14 protein-coding genes are annotated in these 14,426 nt (G+C 70.0%); 5 read left to right on the forward strand and 9 right to left on the reverse strand.

Going from position 1 to position 14,426, the window contains the following annotated elements:
- Window positions 1-31 precede the first annotated feature (31 nt).
- Window positions 32-1,273 (reverse strand): oxygenase MpaB family protein, encoded by a 1,242-nt coding sequence (locus ACWPOC_RS21455; protein WP_120282138.1) that lies wholly within the window; start codon window positions 1,271-1,273, stop codon window positions 32-34.
- A gap of 56 nt (window positions 1,274-1,329) precedes the next feature.
- On the opposite strand from ACWPOC_RS21455, the gene ACWPOC_RS21460 reads away from it, so the two are divergent.
- Window positions 1,330-1,953 (forward strand): TetR/AcrR family transcriptional regulator, encoded by a 624-nt coding sequence (locus tag ACWPOC_RS21460; protein WP_230787769.1) that lies wholly within the window; start codon window positions 1,330-1,332, stop codon window positions 1,951-1,953.
- A 140-nt stretch (window positions 1,954-2,093) separates the two neighbouring features.
- Window positions 2,094-2,459, forward strand: a complete 366-nt coding sequence (locus tag ACWPOC_RS21465) for a DUF3349 domain-containing protein (RefSeq protein WP_225623760.1) — start codon at window positions 2,094-2,096, stop codon at window positions 2,457-2,459.
- On the opposite strand, the gene rdgB is transcribed toward ACWPOC_RS21465, so the two are convergent.
- From rdgB to clpS, 7 genes are all read right to left on the reverse strand, one after another.
- Window positions 2,456-3,067 (reverse strand): RdgB/HAM1 family non-canonical purine NTP pyrophosphatase, encoded by a 612-nt coding sequence (rdgB, locus tag ACWPOC_RS21470; protein WP_268655740.1) that lies wholly within the window; start codon window positions 3,065-3,067, stop codon window positions 2,456-2,458. The genes ACWPOC_RS21465 and rdgB overlap by 4 nt on opposite strands.
- Window positions 3,068-3,074: 7 nt before the next feature.
- Window positions 3,075-3,863, reverse strand: a complete 789-nt coding sequence (gene rph, locus ACWPOC_RS21475) for a ribonuclease PH (RefSeq protein WP_159418679.1) — start codon at window positions 3,861-3,863, stop codon at window positions 3,075-3,077.
- Window positions 3,864-3,897: 34 nt separating this feature from the next.
- On the reverse strand, window positions 3,898-4,659 hold the full coding sequence (locus tag ACWPOC_RS21480) for a cyclic nucleotide-degrading phosphodiesterase (protein ID WP_088897424.1): 762 nt from the start codon (window positions 4,657-4,659) through the stop codon (window positions 3,898-3,900).
- Between the two features lie 143 nt (window positions 4,660-4,802).
- Window positions 4,803-5,429 carry a rhomboid family intramembrane serine protease gene (locus tag ACWPOC_RS21485; protein ID WP_159418680.1) on the reverse strand — a complete coding sequence of 209 codons (627 nt, stop codon included), beginning with the start codon at window positions 5,427-5,429 and terminating at the stop codon, window positions 4,803-4,805.
- 26 nt (window positions 5,430-5,455) lie between these two features.
- Window positions 5,456-6,550 (reverse strand): P1 family peptidase, encoded by a 1,095-nt coding sequence (locus ACWPOC_RS21490; protein WP_455409294.1) that lies wholly within the window; start codon window positions 6,548-6,550, stop codon window positions 5,456-5,458.
- Window positions 6,547-7,125 (reverse strand): oxidative stress transcriptional regulator AosR, encoded by a 579-nt coding sequence (aosR, locus tag ACWPOC_RS21495; RefSeq protein ID WP_120282132.1) that lies wholly within the window; start codon window positions 7,123-7,125, stop codon window positions 6,547-6,549. Before aosR ends, ACWPOC_RS21490 begins: the two co-directional genes overlap by 4 nt.
- Before the next feature lie 24 nt (window positions 7,126-7,149).
- Window positions 7,150-7,506 carry an ATP-dependent Clp protease adapter ClpS gene (gene clpS, locus ACWPOC_RS21500; RefSeq protein WP_159418683.1) on the reverse strand — a complete coding sequence of 119 codons (357 nt, stop codon included), beginning with the start codon at window positions 7,504-7,506 and terminating at the stop codon, window positions 7,150-7,152.
- A 69-nt stretch (window positions 7,507-7,575) separates the two neighbouring features.
- Here clpS and ACWPOC_RS21505 point away from each other — a divergent pair, with 69 nt between their 5' ends.
- From ACWPOC_RS21505 to ACWPOC_RS21515, 3 genes are read left to right on the forward strand one after another with little or no spacing between them, the layout of a single operon-like run.
- Window positions 7,576-8,907 carry a nicotinate phosphoribosyltransferase gene (locus ACWPOC_RS21505; RefSeq protein ID WP_455409295.1) on the forward strand — a complete coding sequence of 444 codons (1,332 nt, stop codon included), beginning with the start codon at window positions 7,576-7,578 and terminating at the stop codon, window positions 8,905-8,907.
- On the forward strand, window positions 8,904-9,530 hold the full coding sequence (locus tag ACWPOC_RS21510; RefSeq protein WP_455409296.1) for a nicotinamidase: 627 nt from the start codon (window positions 8,904-8,906) through the stop codon (window positions 9,528-9,530). The genes ACWPOC_RS21505 and ACWPOC_RS21510 overlap by 4 nt, the downstream gene beginning before the upstream one ends.
- A 25-nt stretch (window positions 9,531-9,555) precedes the next feature.
- Complete coding sequence (locus ACWPOC_RS21515; RefSeq protein WP_455409297.1) at window positions 9,556-11,583, forward strand: ATP-dependent DNA helicase; 2,028 nt, start codon at window positions 9,556-9,558, stop codon at window positions 11,581-11,583.
- Window positions 11,584-11,604: 21 nt separating this feature from the next.
- Here the strand turns inward: ACWPOC_RS21515 and glgP are convergent, their stop codons facing one another.
- Window positions 11,605-14,181, reverse strand: a complete 2,577-nt coding sequence (gene glgP, locus ACWPOC_RS21520) for an alpha-glucan family phosphorylase (protein ID WP_455409298.1) — start codon at window positions 14,179-14,181, stop codon at window positions 11,605-11,607.
- Between the last annotated feature and the right edge of the window lie 245 nt (window positions 14,182-14,426).

Genomic DNA, 14,426 nt, shown 5'->3' on the forward strand with positions numbered 1-14,426 from the left:
GAGCACGATGCTCCTCCCACGGCCGCTTTCGTCATACCTGCAGGGCGCCCACGTCCGGCTTCGCAGAACCGAACTTCAGTTCCAGTTCGCGGCGTGCCGCACGGTCGCCGAGGTGCTCGAGCAGCCGACGTCCGGGAACGCATCTCTTCAGCACCTGGGACTTGACGATGTTCGTCGCAAGGACCGGGACGACCGCCCAGGGCGGAGTGACCGGCAGCCCCAGATCGTGGAGTCCCTGCTCCCCGAGGAAGAAGCGCAGCATGCTGAGCAACCGCAGTCGCTCGTAGGCACCCCGGAGCCGGGAGAAACGCCCGTAGTCGAGCGTGCGCTGGCCGTCGACGAGTGCACGGGACAGGTCGGCGCCCGCCGGCGTGACATCGTCCTGCACGAGCACCACGTGGTAGTTGAAGCGGTGCTGCTCGCGTTCGGAGTCGAACAGCCACTCCTCGTCCACGCCCATGAGCCAGCCGACGTACTTCCACAGGTGCATCACGGCGCGGGATTCGTCGCGGCTCACGGTGTAACCGAGTGCGCGGACGCCCAGGAGGAGGGTGCCGTTGAACAGTCCGAGGGTCGCGGCCTGGTCGGTCTGATTGATCGGCAGTCCCCAGTGCTCGATATCCCATCGGCCGTTGTTCTCGAACCGATCGTTGACGAGTGCGTGCATGGCGCGCACGTGCACGGTGAGCTTGAAGCCGTCCCCGTTCCGGCGCATGCCACCGGGTTCACCGACGGCGGTGCCCCACTTCTGGGTCTCGCCGAGGCGGCGCATGGCGGTGAATCCGGTGAGTCCGCCGGTCTCCACGAGGAGGTCCGGAGGTCCGCCGAAGCGGTAGCCGCCGATGAGCGACAGCTGGAGCAGCACGTCGTTACGGGTGCGGCCCATACGGCGAAAGGCCCGTGCGCCCTGCTCGAGCAGGTTCCAGTCCACCCAGTCGGGGACGGTGTCGACGACGGCGAAGAACTCGCGCAGCGCGGCGGGAGCGTCGGGTACGGACTCGATGCCGTGTTCCAGTGCCCGGTGGAACTGCTTCATGGTGACGCGTTGCGGGTCGTCCCGGTCGCGGCGCATACCGTGGACGAGCGCGGCCCCCACCTCGTCGCGTGCGAACATCCTGCGGCCGATGCGGTCGAGCAAGCGCTGATCCACCTCGTGGATCCGGGCGAACTTCTTCAGCGGTCTCCCGATGCGCTCGTTGCGGGGCCGATTGCCCTCGTACCGCGTGGGGTACGGGCGCGTGCTCTCGTCCCGTAGCAACTCCTGTGTCACCATGAGGCGATGTTCACACGAGCTGTTACTCGCGTTCAATTCGCATTTCCGGTGCGGCGATGAGCCCGAGCGACCGGCGTCGGCGCCGCGCGCCGCAACAGGAACGCTCCCGCGCGATGGTCGAGCGGATCATCGCCGCGGGACGCACGGTTCTGCTGGACAACGGCTACGAGGGAGCTTCGACGAACCGCATCGCGCGCGTGGCGGGGATCAGTCCGGGCTCGCTGTACCAGTACTTCCCGGACAAGGACGCCATCGTCGCCGAGGTGGTGGACCGTTGGACGGATGCGATGCATGCTCGCATTTCGCGCGTGTTCGCGGACGCACTGGAAGGCCCACCCACCCCTGTGTCGGTGCGTGACACGATGGGTGAGTTGCTCGATGCGCTCGCCGAGAATCCGCGTCTGCTGCGGGTGCTCATCGAGGAACTGCCGCGCTCCCCCGACAGCCGGCTCGCCGCCTTCGAACGGCGGATCGACGACCTGCTCACCATGTGGCTGCGTTTCCATCTCCGCGGACGCGGCGACCGTCCGGTGGAGGCGATCGCGTGGATTCTCGTGCGCACGGTCGAGAACGTGGCCGTCTCCTACGTTCTCGACCGTCCCCCGATGGAACGGGACGTCGTGGCCGACGAACTCACTGCCATGGTCACGGCGTATCTGCAGGACATGTCACTGCCCTGAAAGGGGACATTCACTGCCCTGACGGGGCGGATCAGGTGTTCCTCGCTATCGTGGCGGGAACCCTGTGACCCTGACAGGGGGTTTCCGCCGGACCCTTCGGTTCGAAGGGTCCGTGCGGGACGGTGAGTGAGGAGGCGACGATGGCGCGTTGGAATCCACGGGTGGTACTGGACTGGTTGCGTGCGGGATATCCCGAGGGGATCCCGGCGAAGGATCACTTCGCGTTGCTCGCCGTGCTCAAGCGTCGTCTCACCGACGAGGAACTCCTCGAGGCGATCGAGACGGCAGCGGCGACCGCGTCCGAGCACCCGGAGCGGCAGGTCGACCACGACACCCTGCGGAAGATCGTGGCAGGGGTGATCCACGAGGAACCGGACCCGCAGGACGTCGAGCGCGTCCGTGAACAGCTGGTCGCTGCGGGCTGGCCCGTCGTGGGCGGTGAACTCTCCCGCGGCGACGAGCCGACCGTACCCGCCGAACCGGGAACGCAGGCCGGCGCGCGCTAGCGGCTCGCGGCGAGCGCAGCGAGGGCGGGCACGAGCTGGGCGAGTGCCCGTCCTCGATGCGACTGTGCGTCCTTCTCCTCCGCGGACAGTTCCGCCGCGGTGCGTTCCTCACCTTCGGGGAGGAAGACCGGGTCGTAGCCGAAGCCGTTCTCGCCGCGCGGCTCGCGCACGATGCTGCCGCGCCATTCGCCGCGCACGACGGTCGTGACGAATCCGTCGTCCGACGGCACCACGAGCGCGCAGGCCGATACGAATGCCGCGCCGCGCCGCTCGTCCGGCACGTCCTGCATTTGGCCGAGCAACAGTGCGGTGTTCGCCTCGTCGTCGCCGTGGCGTCCGCTCCAGCGCGCCGAGAGCACGCCGGGCATGCCGCGCAGGGCGTCGACCTCGAGACCGGAGTCGTCGGCGACGCAGGGCATCCCCGTGGCGACGGCGCCGTCGCGGGCCTTGGCTCCGGCGTTCGCCTCGAAGGTCTCCCCCGTCTCGGGTGCCTCCGGGTAGGGCGGGACGGTGTCGAGGCCTACGAGTTCGATGCCCTCGATCCCGGCGCGGTCGAGCACGCGCTGCAGTTCGCGCAGTTTCTTCGCGTTGCGACTTGCGACCAGCACCCGCACGTCAGACTCCGAACTTCTTCTTGACGACCCCCGCCTCGACCGGCTCGGGCAGGGTGCCCGGGTACGGCTCGGCGAGCACCTCGCGCTGGATCCGGCACAGTTCCTCGATGCCGGCGAGCGAGGAATCGAGCATCGCGTCGAGCGTGGAGCGCGGGAAGGTCGCGCCTTCGCCGGTGCCCTGGACCTCGACGAGGGTGCCCGTCTCGGTGGCGACGACGTTCATGTCGACCTCGGCGCGCACGTCCTCCTCGTAGGGCAGGTCGAGGCGGACGCGGCCGTCGACCACGCCGACGCTGACGGCGGCGATCTGGCACGAGATGGGTTGCGGGTCGGCGAGGCTGCCCGCGGCACGCAGGTAGGTCACCGCGTCGCACAGCGCGACGTAGGCGCCGGTGATCGCCGCGGTGCGGGTGCCTCCGTCGGCCTGCAGCACGTCGCAGTCGATCGCGATGGTGTTCTCACCGAGCGCGGCGAGGTCGATGCACGCGCGCAGCGACCGGCCGACGAGCCGGCTGATCTCCTGGGTGCGGCCGCCGAGCTTGCCTTTGACCGATTCGCGTCCGCTGCGGGTGTGGGTGGCGGCGGGGAGCATTGCGTACTCGGCGGTGAGCCAGCCGAGACCGGAGCCCCGGCGCCACCGGGGGACGCCTTCCTCGACGCTGGCGGTGCACATCACGCGGGTCTGTCCGAATTCGACGAGCACCGAGCCCGCCGGGTGGTTGGTGAAACCCCGGGTGATGCGAATGTTCCGGAGTTCGTCGTCCGCTCTGCCGTCTTCTCGTGTCGTCACTCGTCCGAGCCTAGGCGATCCGGGGACGGGCCTTTCAGATGCGGTACACGTCTCCGGCGGTGACGGCGTGGACCGGTCCGGAGTACTCGGCCTTGGCCTCGGCGATGACGTCCTCGCGGGAGGTCCACGGCGGGATGTGGGTCAGGAGGAGTTCGCCGACACCGGCGAGGGCTGCGACGCGTCCGGCTTCGGTGCCCGAGAGGTGCACGCCCTCGGGGCGTTCCCCCGGCGCGTGGGTCCACGATGCCTCGGCGAGCAGCACGTCGGCGCCGCGGGCGAGTTCGACGACCGAATCGCACATGCCGGTGTCGCCGGTGTAGACGAGGGTGCGGCCGGAGTCACTGGTGATGCGGAAGCCGTAGGCCTCCGGCGGGTGATGGACGCGACCGGGGCAGATGGTCAGGCTCCCGAACCGGATCTGCTCGCCGTCGCCGAGCATCCGGACGTCGAGGGTGTCGCTGACGTCGTCGACCTCGCCGGGGATCTCCGCGGACGCCACGCCGATGCGGTGGGCGGTGCCGGCGGGACCGTAGGTGAGGACGCGGCCCTGCGGCGGGGACGGCGAGTAGCGGCGCCAGACCAGCAGACCGGGCAGGTCGAGGCAGTGATCGGCGTGCAGATGGGACAGCAGGATCGACACTTCACCGGGGTCGGCGTGGCGCTGGAGCGCGCCGAGGACGCCGGGACCGAAGTCGATGACCAGCGGCGGGGTGTCCGGTGCCGTCAGCAGATAGCCGGAGGCTGCGGAATCCGGCCCGGCCACACTGCCCGAGCACCCCAGAACGGTCATGCGCATATCAGCCATGCTGCCATGCCGAAGGTCCCTCGATGAAGCCAACGCGCGTATTGCGGCGCAGACTCACAGTGGCCGGGAAGGTGTGACGCGCGGATCGTTCGGCCACTTCGCGCGGCCGATCGGTGGGTTGTCGGCGCGGGTGGTCAGCGCGGCACGACGGAGGTGGTGGTGCGGCGGGCGCGACGCGCGTCCGCGGACAGCGCCCACGCCGCGAGGACGCCGCCGACGGCACCGAAGAAGTGCCCTTCCCAGGAGATCCACGGTTCGCTCGGCAGCACGCCCCACAGCATGCCGCCGTAGAGGAACAGCACCACGACTCCCAGCAGGATCTGCCCGGCCTTGCGGGTGAACACGCCGCGCACGATCAGATAGGTGAGCCACCCGAAGATCAGGCTCGACGCTCCGATGTGGGTCTCGCCCGAGCCCGCGATCAGCCACGTCCCCACTCCTGCGACAACCCAGATGATCGCGGTGGCGGCCAGGCCGCGCCCGATGCCGGAGAGCAGCACCAGGAAGCCGAGGACGAGCGCGGGCACGGTGTTGGCGGTGAGGTGGGCCCAGTCGGCGTGCAGGATCGGCGCGAACAGCACGCCCCACAGCCCGTCGGCGGTGCGGGGTTCGACACCGGCCGCGTCGAGATCGGCGGGGAGCACCGCATCGACGGTCTCGATGCCGTAGAGCATCGCGACGAACCCACCGATCCACAGTCCGGCACGTTGCCAGATCGGCCGGATTCGGGTGTCGGCGCCGGTACCGCTGGGAATGGTCATGGCACCATTCTGCCGTCACGTACCGGTCAGCGGCCGAAGACCGAGGGCAGCACGTCGCGATAGGCGGGGATGTCGGCCACGGAGGTCGCGGACAGGATCGCGTCGACGATCGCGCGTTCGACCACCACCGCCGCGGCTTCGCACACCGCGGCGAGGATCGGCAGTTCGGGGGCGAAGGCCGGGATCGACGGGGCGTCGCGGAGTGCGTCGGAGACGTCGGCGGTGCCGGTCGAGAGGGCGAAGATCGTGTCGCCGTCGAGCGGGGAGTGCGCGGGACGGATCGCGCGGCCGATACCGTCGTGTCCGGTGACCGCGACGCGACGGCACGCCGCCTTCGACAGCGGTGCGTCGGTGGCGACCACACCGATCGTGGTGTTGAGGACGGTGCCCTTGTCGCCGAGCGCGCGGGCCGCGGCGAGATCCGACGCCGACGGCGACGACAGTCCGAGTTCCTCGGCTCGCGCGGCGTCGACGCCCCAGGGCAGGCCGGTCACGGGGTCGAACACCGAACCGACAGGGTTGGCAACCATCAACGCCGCCACGGTCACCCCGGCTGCGGGACCGTCCGTGATCCGCACGCTCGCCGATCCGATGCCGCCCTTGAGCGCCCCGGCGCGGGCACCGGTGCCGGCGCCGGCGCTGCCGCGGTCGAAGTGCGTGGAACTGGCGGCGGCGGCGGCGGTGCAGCCGGAATCGGCGGTCGGGCGCGCGGACCACTGCCCCACCGGCAGGTCGAAGATGACGGCACCGGGGACGATCGGGACGACCGCGCCGGGCGCGCCCATCGGGATCCCCTTGCCGTTCTTCTCGAGATAACGCATCACGCCGTCGGCGGCGGCCAGCCCGTACGCACTGCCACCGGTGAGGAGTACCGCGTCGACGCGCTGCACGGAGTGGCTCGGATCGAGCAGGTCGGTCTCCCGGGTGCCCGGTCCCCCGCCGCGCACGTCCACCGAGGCGACGGCGGACGGGTCGGCGAGCACGACGGTGCATCCCGTGGCGGCGCCCGTACCGGGAATGTCGGGGGTGCCGACGGTGACCTCGGGGTCGAGGCGCTGCCAGTGACCGACACTCAGACCCGCCACGTCGAGCAGCGAATCGGTCGGCCCCGGCACGATCACGGCTGCAGCGCCTGGACGAGGGAGTCCTGCATCCACGTCAGCCAGTGGTAGACGTCGAGATGCGGGGCCCGCGGATCGTCGTCGTCGAGGACGTCGGGGGTGTCGGCGTCGATGCCGAGGGTGGTGCCGAGCGCGAGCCGCACGTCGTTGAGTCCGTACAGCCAGGCTTCGGCCTGTTCGGGATTGAGCACCACCTTGCCGCCGCCTTCGGGCACGGTGCGCAGGATGACCGCGCCGGCGGCGAGCTTGGCGTCGATGATGCTCGGTTCGTGCAGGCTGCGCATCGCACCGTTGAGGTCGGCGGCGTCGTCGTCGACATCGGCGACGGCATCGGCGTCCGGGCGGTGGAAATCGGGCAGGAGGCGGCGCAGCGCCGGGATCTCGGGCGGGGTGGCGTTACCGGTGCGCAGACCCGTCAGCGCCGCGAGGTCGTCCTGCGGGGCCTGTCCGGCGCGTTCCTCGAGCATGCCCAGCACGGAGGACACGAGCGACCGCAGCACCGACGCTTCGTGGGCGTCCATCTCCGACCGGAGCTTGGGGCCGCTGAGCGAGTTCTTCCTGGTCCACTGCCGCACGTCGGTCGGGCCCTCCTGTGGGGATCATTCGTCGCGCTGCATCGTCGCCCACAGTCCGGCGGCGTGCAGACGCTGCACGTCGTGTTCCATCTTGTCACGCGAACCGCTCGACACGACGGCCTTGCCCTCGTTGTGGACCTTGAGCATGAGCTCGGTGGCCTTGGCCTTGCTGTACCCGAACAGCTTCTGGAAGATGAACGTCACGTAGTGCATGAGGTTGACGGGGTCGTCCCAGACCACGGTCACCCATGGCCTGTCGACCGCTTCGATCTCCTCGACGATTTCGGCTTCGGCGGGAACGGCCTGTCCTGCCATGACCGGAACGGCCTGGCCGGCCGTCGAGCGGACGTCGAGCGGAGTGGTCGTACTACACGGCGCCATGTTCCCAGGGTACGACTTCGGAGCACCGCGAAAAACCCGCCTCGGAGGCCGTGGCTCTACAGTGATCGGGTGCCCGAAGCCATTCACCCTGCCGGTCGTCCCGGCACCGCACTGTTCACGGACATGTACGAGTTGACCATGCTCGAGGCTGCCCTGGCGGACGGCACGGGCGACCGCCCGTGCGTCTTCGAGGTCTTCGCCCGACGTCTTCCCCCGGGCCGGCGGTACGGCGTCGTCGCGGGCACCGCACGGTTGATCGAGGCACTCGAATCGTTCCGGTTCGACGAGGCCGAACTCGGACTCGCAGCCGGTTTCCTCGCTCCGCGGACCGTCGAGTGGCTGCGCGACTTCCGGTTCTCCGGCGACATCGACGGCTACCGCGAGGGCGACTTCTTCTTCCCTGGTTCGCCGATCCTGTCGGTGAGCGGCACCTTCGCCGAGTGCGTGCTGCTCGAGACGCTGACCCTGTCCATCTTCAACCACGACAGTGCGATCGCCTCGGCCGCGGCGCGCATGGTGAGTGTGGCCGACGGCCGCGCGCTCATCGAGATGGGTTCGCGGCGCACCCACGAGGAAGCGGCGGTCGCCGCGGCGCGCGCCGCTTATCTCGCGGGCTTCGACTCGACGTCCAATCTGCAGGCCGCGCAACGGTACGGCATCCCCGCGGCGGGTACCGCCGCGCACGCGTTCACCCTGCTGCACACCACGACGGAGGGCCGCGACGAGGCGTCCGCCTTCCGCAGCCAGGTCGAGAGCCTCGGCGTGGGCACGACCCTGCTGGTGGACACCTACGACATCACCGACGGCGTGAACACGGCGATCGCGGTGGCCGGCCCCGAACTCGGTGGCGTGCGGATCGATTCGGGCGATCTCGGTGTGCTCGCCCGCCAGGTGCGCGAACAGCTCGACGGACTCGGCGCGACCCGCACGAAGATCGTGATGTCCGGTGATCTCGACGAGTACGGGATCGCGGGTCTGCGGGCCGAGCCGGTCGACGCCTACGGTGTCGGCACGTCGCTGGTCACCGGGTCGGGGGCTCCGACGGCGGGGATGGTCTTCAAACTCGTGGAGGTGGACGGCATCGCGGTCGAGAAGCGCAGTGCGGCGAAGGAGTCCCGCGGGGGCGCCAAGCGGGCCGTCCGGTACGCGCGGAGGACGGGCACGCTCGTCGAGGAGGTCGTGTACCCGGCCCGCGCCGAGCAGGTTCCGCCGGGCGAGGGTTCGCAGGTCCACGAACTGATGATCCCGCTGGTCCGTGGTGGCGAGGCGGTCGGCGATCTGCCTACCCTGGAAGAGAGCCGGGAGTATCTCCGGCAGGGCATGGTGCGTCTGCCGTGGGAGGGCCTGACGCTCTCGGCCGGGGATCCCGCCATCCCCACCCGCTTCGTCCGTGAGGGGTGAGTGCCACGCGCACATTGCTGGTGGTCGACGTCCAGAACGACTTCTGCGAGGGCGGTTCGCTCGCCGTGGAGGGCGGCTCGCGGGTGGCGTCCGACATCACGCGGTTCCTGCAGGCGCGCGGTGACGACTACGTACACATCGTCGCGACCCGCGACCATCACGTCGATCCCGGGGACCATTTCTCTCCCGAACCCGATTTCGTCGACTCGTGGCCGCCGCACTGCCGGGCCGGGACGCCGGGTGCGGACTTCCATCCGGAGCTGAGCACGGACCGGTTCGAGGCCGTCTTCTCGAAGGGGGCCGACGACGCGGCCTATTCGGGCTTCGAGGGAATCGACGACGAGGGCACGCCGCTGGTGTCGTGGTTGCGCGACCGCGGCGTGACGGATGTCGACATCGTCGGGATCGCCACCGACCACTGCGTGCGGGCCACCGCGCTCGATGCGGTCGAGGAGGGTTTCGGCGCTCGGGTGCTGCTGCCCTACACCGCGGGGGTGTCGGAGACGACGATCCGCCCCGCCCTCGAGCGGATGCGTGAGGCCGGTGTCGAGCTGGTCACCGACCTTCCCGGCGACACCGATATCACCGAAGTCACAGGTAGTGGGGTCGCAGACCGAAGGTGACGGTGGGGACCGATACCCTGTGCCGGTGCCGGATCTCCCCGAAGTCCCAGAATTGCTGCGAACCGCGGTGCACGCGCTGGGTGGTAAGGAGCGGCGCAACCAGCTGACGATGGCCTCCGCCGTCGCGCACAGCATCGACACCGGCGAACACCTCGCCGTGCAAGCCGGCACGGGTACCGGCAAGTCTTTGGCCTATCTCGTGCCGAGCATCCGGTACGCGGTGAAGACGGGCCGCACCGTGGTGGTCTCCACCGCGACCATCGCGTTGCAGCGGCAGCTCGTCGAGCGCGACCTGCCGCGACTCGCCGACGCCCTCACCGTTTCGCTCGGTCGACGCCCGCGCTTCGCGATCCTCAAGGGCCGCGGAAACTACCTGTGCCTGAACAAGATTCATACCGGACTCGCCGAGGAGACGCCCGACGCCGAACTGTTCGACGCCTTCGCCCTCTCGCGCATCGGCCGCGAGGTGCGGCGGGTGACGGAGTGGTCGTCCACCACCGAGACCGGCGACCGCGACGACCTGTCGCCCGGTGTCTCCGATCAGGCGTGGCGTCAGCTCTCCGTCACCGCGCGCGAGTGCCTCGGCAAGTCGCGGTGCCCGGTGGGGGAAGATTGCTTCGCCGAGATCGCGCGCGCCGAGGCCGCGCAGGTCGACGTGGTCGTCACCAACCACGCACTGCTCGCGATCGATGCGATCACCGGCATCTCGATCCTGCCCGAGCACGATGTCGTGGTCGTCGACGAGGCGCACGAACTCGTCGATCGGATCACGAACGTCGCCACGGCCGAGTTGTCGCCGGGCACGGTGTCGGCGGCCGCGCGGCGCTGCGTCAAGCTCGTCGAGGACGAGGAGATCGACCGGCTCGACGGTGCCGCCGAGAACTGGGAGTCGTTCCTCGAAGAACTGCCGGCGGGTCGCTGGGACGAACTGCCCGAGGGCGCCGCGGCCGCGTTGGCCTCGATCCGCGACGCCGCCTGGGCCGTGCACACGGCGATCGGACCGGCCAAGCCCGGCACCGATCCCGAAGTCGCCGCGGCCCGCAGTCAGGCGCTGGCGGAGATCGACGAGGTGCACGACTGTGCGGTCCGGGTGCTCACGACCTTCGAACAGCGCGATCCGTCGCAGCGCCCCGACGTCGTGTGGCTCGCCGCCGACGAGTTCCGCGGCAACGTGCGCCGCACCGTGCGGGTCGCGCCGCTGTCGGTCGGCGGATTGTTGCGCAGCCGGTTGTTCGGTGAATCCACGGTCGTCCTCACCTCCGCGACCCTCACGGTCGGCGGGTCGTTCGACGGCCTCGCGGTCAACTGGGGTCTGCCACCGCAGTCACCCGCCCGCAGCGACACCACCTCCGCTTCGGGTGCCGAACCGCCTTCCGACAAGGGCGATCTCGCGTGGAACGGGATCGATGTCGGGTCACCCTTCGATCACGCGAAGGCGGGCATCCTCTACATCGCGAAGCATCTGACGCCACCCGGCCGCGACGGTCTGCCGCCCTCGCACCTCGACGAGATCGCCGAACTCGTCACCGCCGCCGAGGGGCGCACGCTCGGGTTGTTCTCCTCGATGCGCGCCGCGAAGGCCGCCACCGAGGCGCTGCGCGAGCGTCTCGACACGCCGATCCTGTGCCAGGGTGACGACGCGACCGGCGCGCTGGTCGAGAAGTTCGCAGCCGACGAGGCGACGAGCCTGTTCGGCACCCTGTCGCTGTGGCAGGGCGTCGACGTTCCGGGCCCGTCGCTGTCGCTGGTGATCATCGACCGGATTCCGTTCCCCCGCCCCGACGATCCGCTGCTCGTCGCCCGGCAGCGCGCTGTGGAGGCTCGCGGCGGCAACGGGTTCATGGCGGTCGCCGCCAACCACGCCGCCCTGCTGTTGGCGCAGGGTGTCGGGCGTCTGCTGCGCAGCACCGACGACCGGGGTGTGGTGGCCGTGCTCGACTCGCGTCTGGCGACCGCGCGGTACGGCGGTTATCTGCGTGCGTCGCTGCCGCCGTTCTGGGAGACGGCCGATCCGGCGGTGGTCCGCCGGGCACTCACGCGTCTGCGCGGCTGAGTACCCGGCGGGTCCGGTCTCCTACGGGAGCGCGACCATCCCGAGTTCCGCGGGTGAGGCGAGCAGGCCGTGCCTGGGCAGCACGCGCACCGTGTAACCGACGGCTCCGGCGAGCGGCAGCGGCACCGTCGCGGTGAACTCCTCCCCCAACGGGTCGGTGCCGATGTGTTCCATCGGCACGGTGACAGGGTCGCCGATCGTGTCGTCGGAGCTCACCCGCCCGACCACGGCCTGCACCTCGACGTCCTCCGGGGTCAGGTCGCCGAGCTGGACGTGCGCGGTCAGCCCCAGCGGCAGGCCGATCTGCGGCACGTCCGGAATCGGCGTCGAATCGACCTGCGCGACACGCACTCCCGGCCACGCCGCCTCGATGCGGTGCCGGTAATCGGCCAGCGCCCGTGCACCCGCGTAGTCGTCGGCGGTCACCTTCGCGGCCGCGGCGGCAGCGGGGATGTAGTAGTCGACGGCGTAGTCGCGCACCATGCGCGAGGCGAGCACCTTCGGGCCGAGATTCTCGAGCGTGTGGCGCACCATCTCGATCCAGCGGGCCGGCACACCGTCGGGGTCGCGGTCGTAGAAGCGCGGCAGCACCGAGCGTTCGAGCAACTCGTACAGCGCGGCGGCCTCGAGGTCGTCGCGGCGGGTGTCGTCGACGCCGTCGGCGGTGGGGATGGCCCAGCCGTTCTCGCCGTCGAACATCTCGTCCCACCATCCGTCGCGGATGGACAGGTTGAGACCGCCGTTGAGGGCCGACTTCATGCCCGACGTGCCGCACGCCTCGAGCGGGCGCAGCGGGTTGTTCAGCCACACATCGCAACCCCAGTACAGATAGCGGGCCATCGACATGTCGTAGTTGGGCAGGAAGACGATGCGGTGCCGTACGTCGTACTCGTCGGCGAACCGCACGACCTGCTGGATGAGTGCTTTACCCCCGTCGTCGGCGGGGTGGCTCTTGCCGGCGACGACGAGCTGCACGGGTCGTTCGTCGTCCAGCAGCAGCGCGCGCAGCCGCTCGGGGTCGCGCAGCATCAGGGTGAGGCGCTTGTAGGTGGGCACGCGCCGCGCGAACCCGACGGTGAGCACGTTCGGATCGAAGACCGACTCGATCCAGCCCAGTTCGGCCTCGGTGGCGCCGCGTTCGAGCCACGACTCGCGCAGTCTGCGACGCACCTCGGCGACGAGCTGGGCGCGCAGCGTGTTGCGGGTCGACCACAGCTCCTTGCGGTCGATGGTCTGGAGCAGTTCCCAGCCGCGGGCCTCCTCGACCCGGTCGGGTCCGGCGAGGCGGTTGGCGAGCGCGATCCATTCGCGCGCGGCCCAGGTGGGGGCGTGCACACCGTTGGTGACCGAGCCGATCGGCACCTCGGCGGCGTCGAATCCGGGCCACAGTCCTTCGAACATGCCGCGGCTGACCTCGCCGTGCAGCTTCGACACGCCGTTGCAGCGCTGGCCGAGGCGCAGACCGAGATGGGCCATGTTGAACACGTTCGGGTTGCTCTCGCGTCCGAGCGCGAGGATGCGGTCGACGGTGAGGCCGGGCAGCAGTGCCGACTCGTTCTCGCCGTTGGTGCCCGAGAAGTAGTGACGCACGAGATCGATCGGGAAGCGGTCGATGCCCGCGGGCACGGGGGTGTGGGTGGTGAAGACCGTGCCGGCCCGCACGGCGGCGAGCGCCTCGTCGAAGTCGAGGCCGGCGCCGGTGACGAGTTCGCGGATGCGTTCGGCGCCGAGGAAGCCGGCGTGTCCCTCGTTCATGTGGAAGACGTCGGGGTCGGGCAGGCCGTGGATGCGCGTGTAGGCGCGCACGGCGCGGACACCGCCGACGCCGGCGAGGATCTCCTGCTTGATCCGGTGGTCCTGGTCGCCGCCGTAGAGGCGGTCGGTGACCCCGCACAGCTCCTCGTCGTTGGACGGGATGTCGGAGTCGAGCAGCAACAGTGGGACGCGCCCGACCTGGGCGATCCAGATCCGCGCATCGAGTGTGCGTCCGCCCGGCACGGCGACCTGCACGAGCGCTGCGGTGCCGTCGGACTCGGTGAGCAGTCGCAGCGGCAGGCCCTGCGGGTCGTAGGAGGGGTAGTGCTCCATCTGCCAACCGTCGGCGCTGAGCGACTGCCGGAAGTAGCCGGAGCGGTAGAGCAGGCCGACGCCGATGAGCGGCAGGCCGAGATCGGAGGCGGCCTTCAGGTGGTCGCCGGCGAGGATGCCGAGACCGCCGGAGTAGTTCGGCAGAACCTCGGTGACACCGAACTCCATGGAGAAGTAGGCGATGCCGGCGGGCAGTGTCGTGCCGCGCTCCTGTTGTTCGTGGAACCAGCGGGGTCGGGTGAGGTAGTGCTCGAGGTCGGCGGCGGCGGCGTCGAGCCGGGCGAGGAAGTCGCCGTCCTCGGCGAGCGCGTCGAGTCGGGCGGGCGGCACCTCGCCGAGCAGCCGGACGGGGTCGTTGCTGCACCGGCGCCACAGGTCCGGGTCGACCGATTCGAACAGGTCCTGGGTCTGCGGGTGCCACGACCATCTGAGATTGGCCGTCAGGGCTCCCAGCGCAGCCAGCCGCTCGGGAAGGTGGGCTCGTACGGTGAACCGGCGCAGTGCTTTCACGGGGTGAACACTACCGACCGCGGACGCTTCGTGACGGCCGGGCGGCCGATCTCACGTGCCCGCATCCACGCCGGTCGCGGACGGGATCGCCCGGCACACGGAGAGGCCCCGCGGCGTGGGCGGGTTCACATGATCGTCGCAACACTCTCAACGAGAGGTTGCGACGATCATGTCGTTTCAGGAGGACTGCGACCGATTCGGTAACCAACTCACGCGATTGGTCAACGCCGGTATTCCGGTCAAGG

Source organism: Rhodococcus sp. 5G237 (assembly GCF_053764735.1).

What these genes read in the sequence shown, in the direction of transcription:
- ACWPOC_RS21455 (WP_120282138.1), bottom strand. Translation starts at nt 1,273, where the DNA reads ATGGTGACACAGGAGTTGCTACGGGACGAGAGCACGCGCCCGTACCCC.
- ACWPOC_RS21460 (WP_230787769.1), top strand. Translation starts at nt 1,330, where the DNA reads ATGAGCCCGAGCGACCGGCGTCGGCGCCGCGCGCCGCAACAGGAACGC.
- ACWPOC_RS21465 (WP_225623760.1), top strand. Translation starts at nt 2,094, where the DNA reads ATGGCGCGTTGGAATCCACGGGTGGTACTGGACTGGTTGCGTGCGGGA.
- ACWPOC_RS21480 (WP_088897424.1), bottom strand. Translation starts at nt 4,659, where the DNA reads ATGCGCATGACCGTTCTGGGGTGCTCGGGCAGTGTGGCCGGGCCGGAT.
- ACWPOC_RS21485 (WP_159418680.1), bottom strand. Translation starts at nt 5,429, where the DNA reads ATGACCATTCCCAGCGGTACCGGCGCCGACACCCGAATCCGGCCGATC.
- clpS (WP_159418683.1), bottom strand. Translation starts at nt 7,506, where the DNA reads ATGGCGCCGTGTAGTACGACCACTCCGCTCGACGTCCGCTCGACGGCC.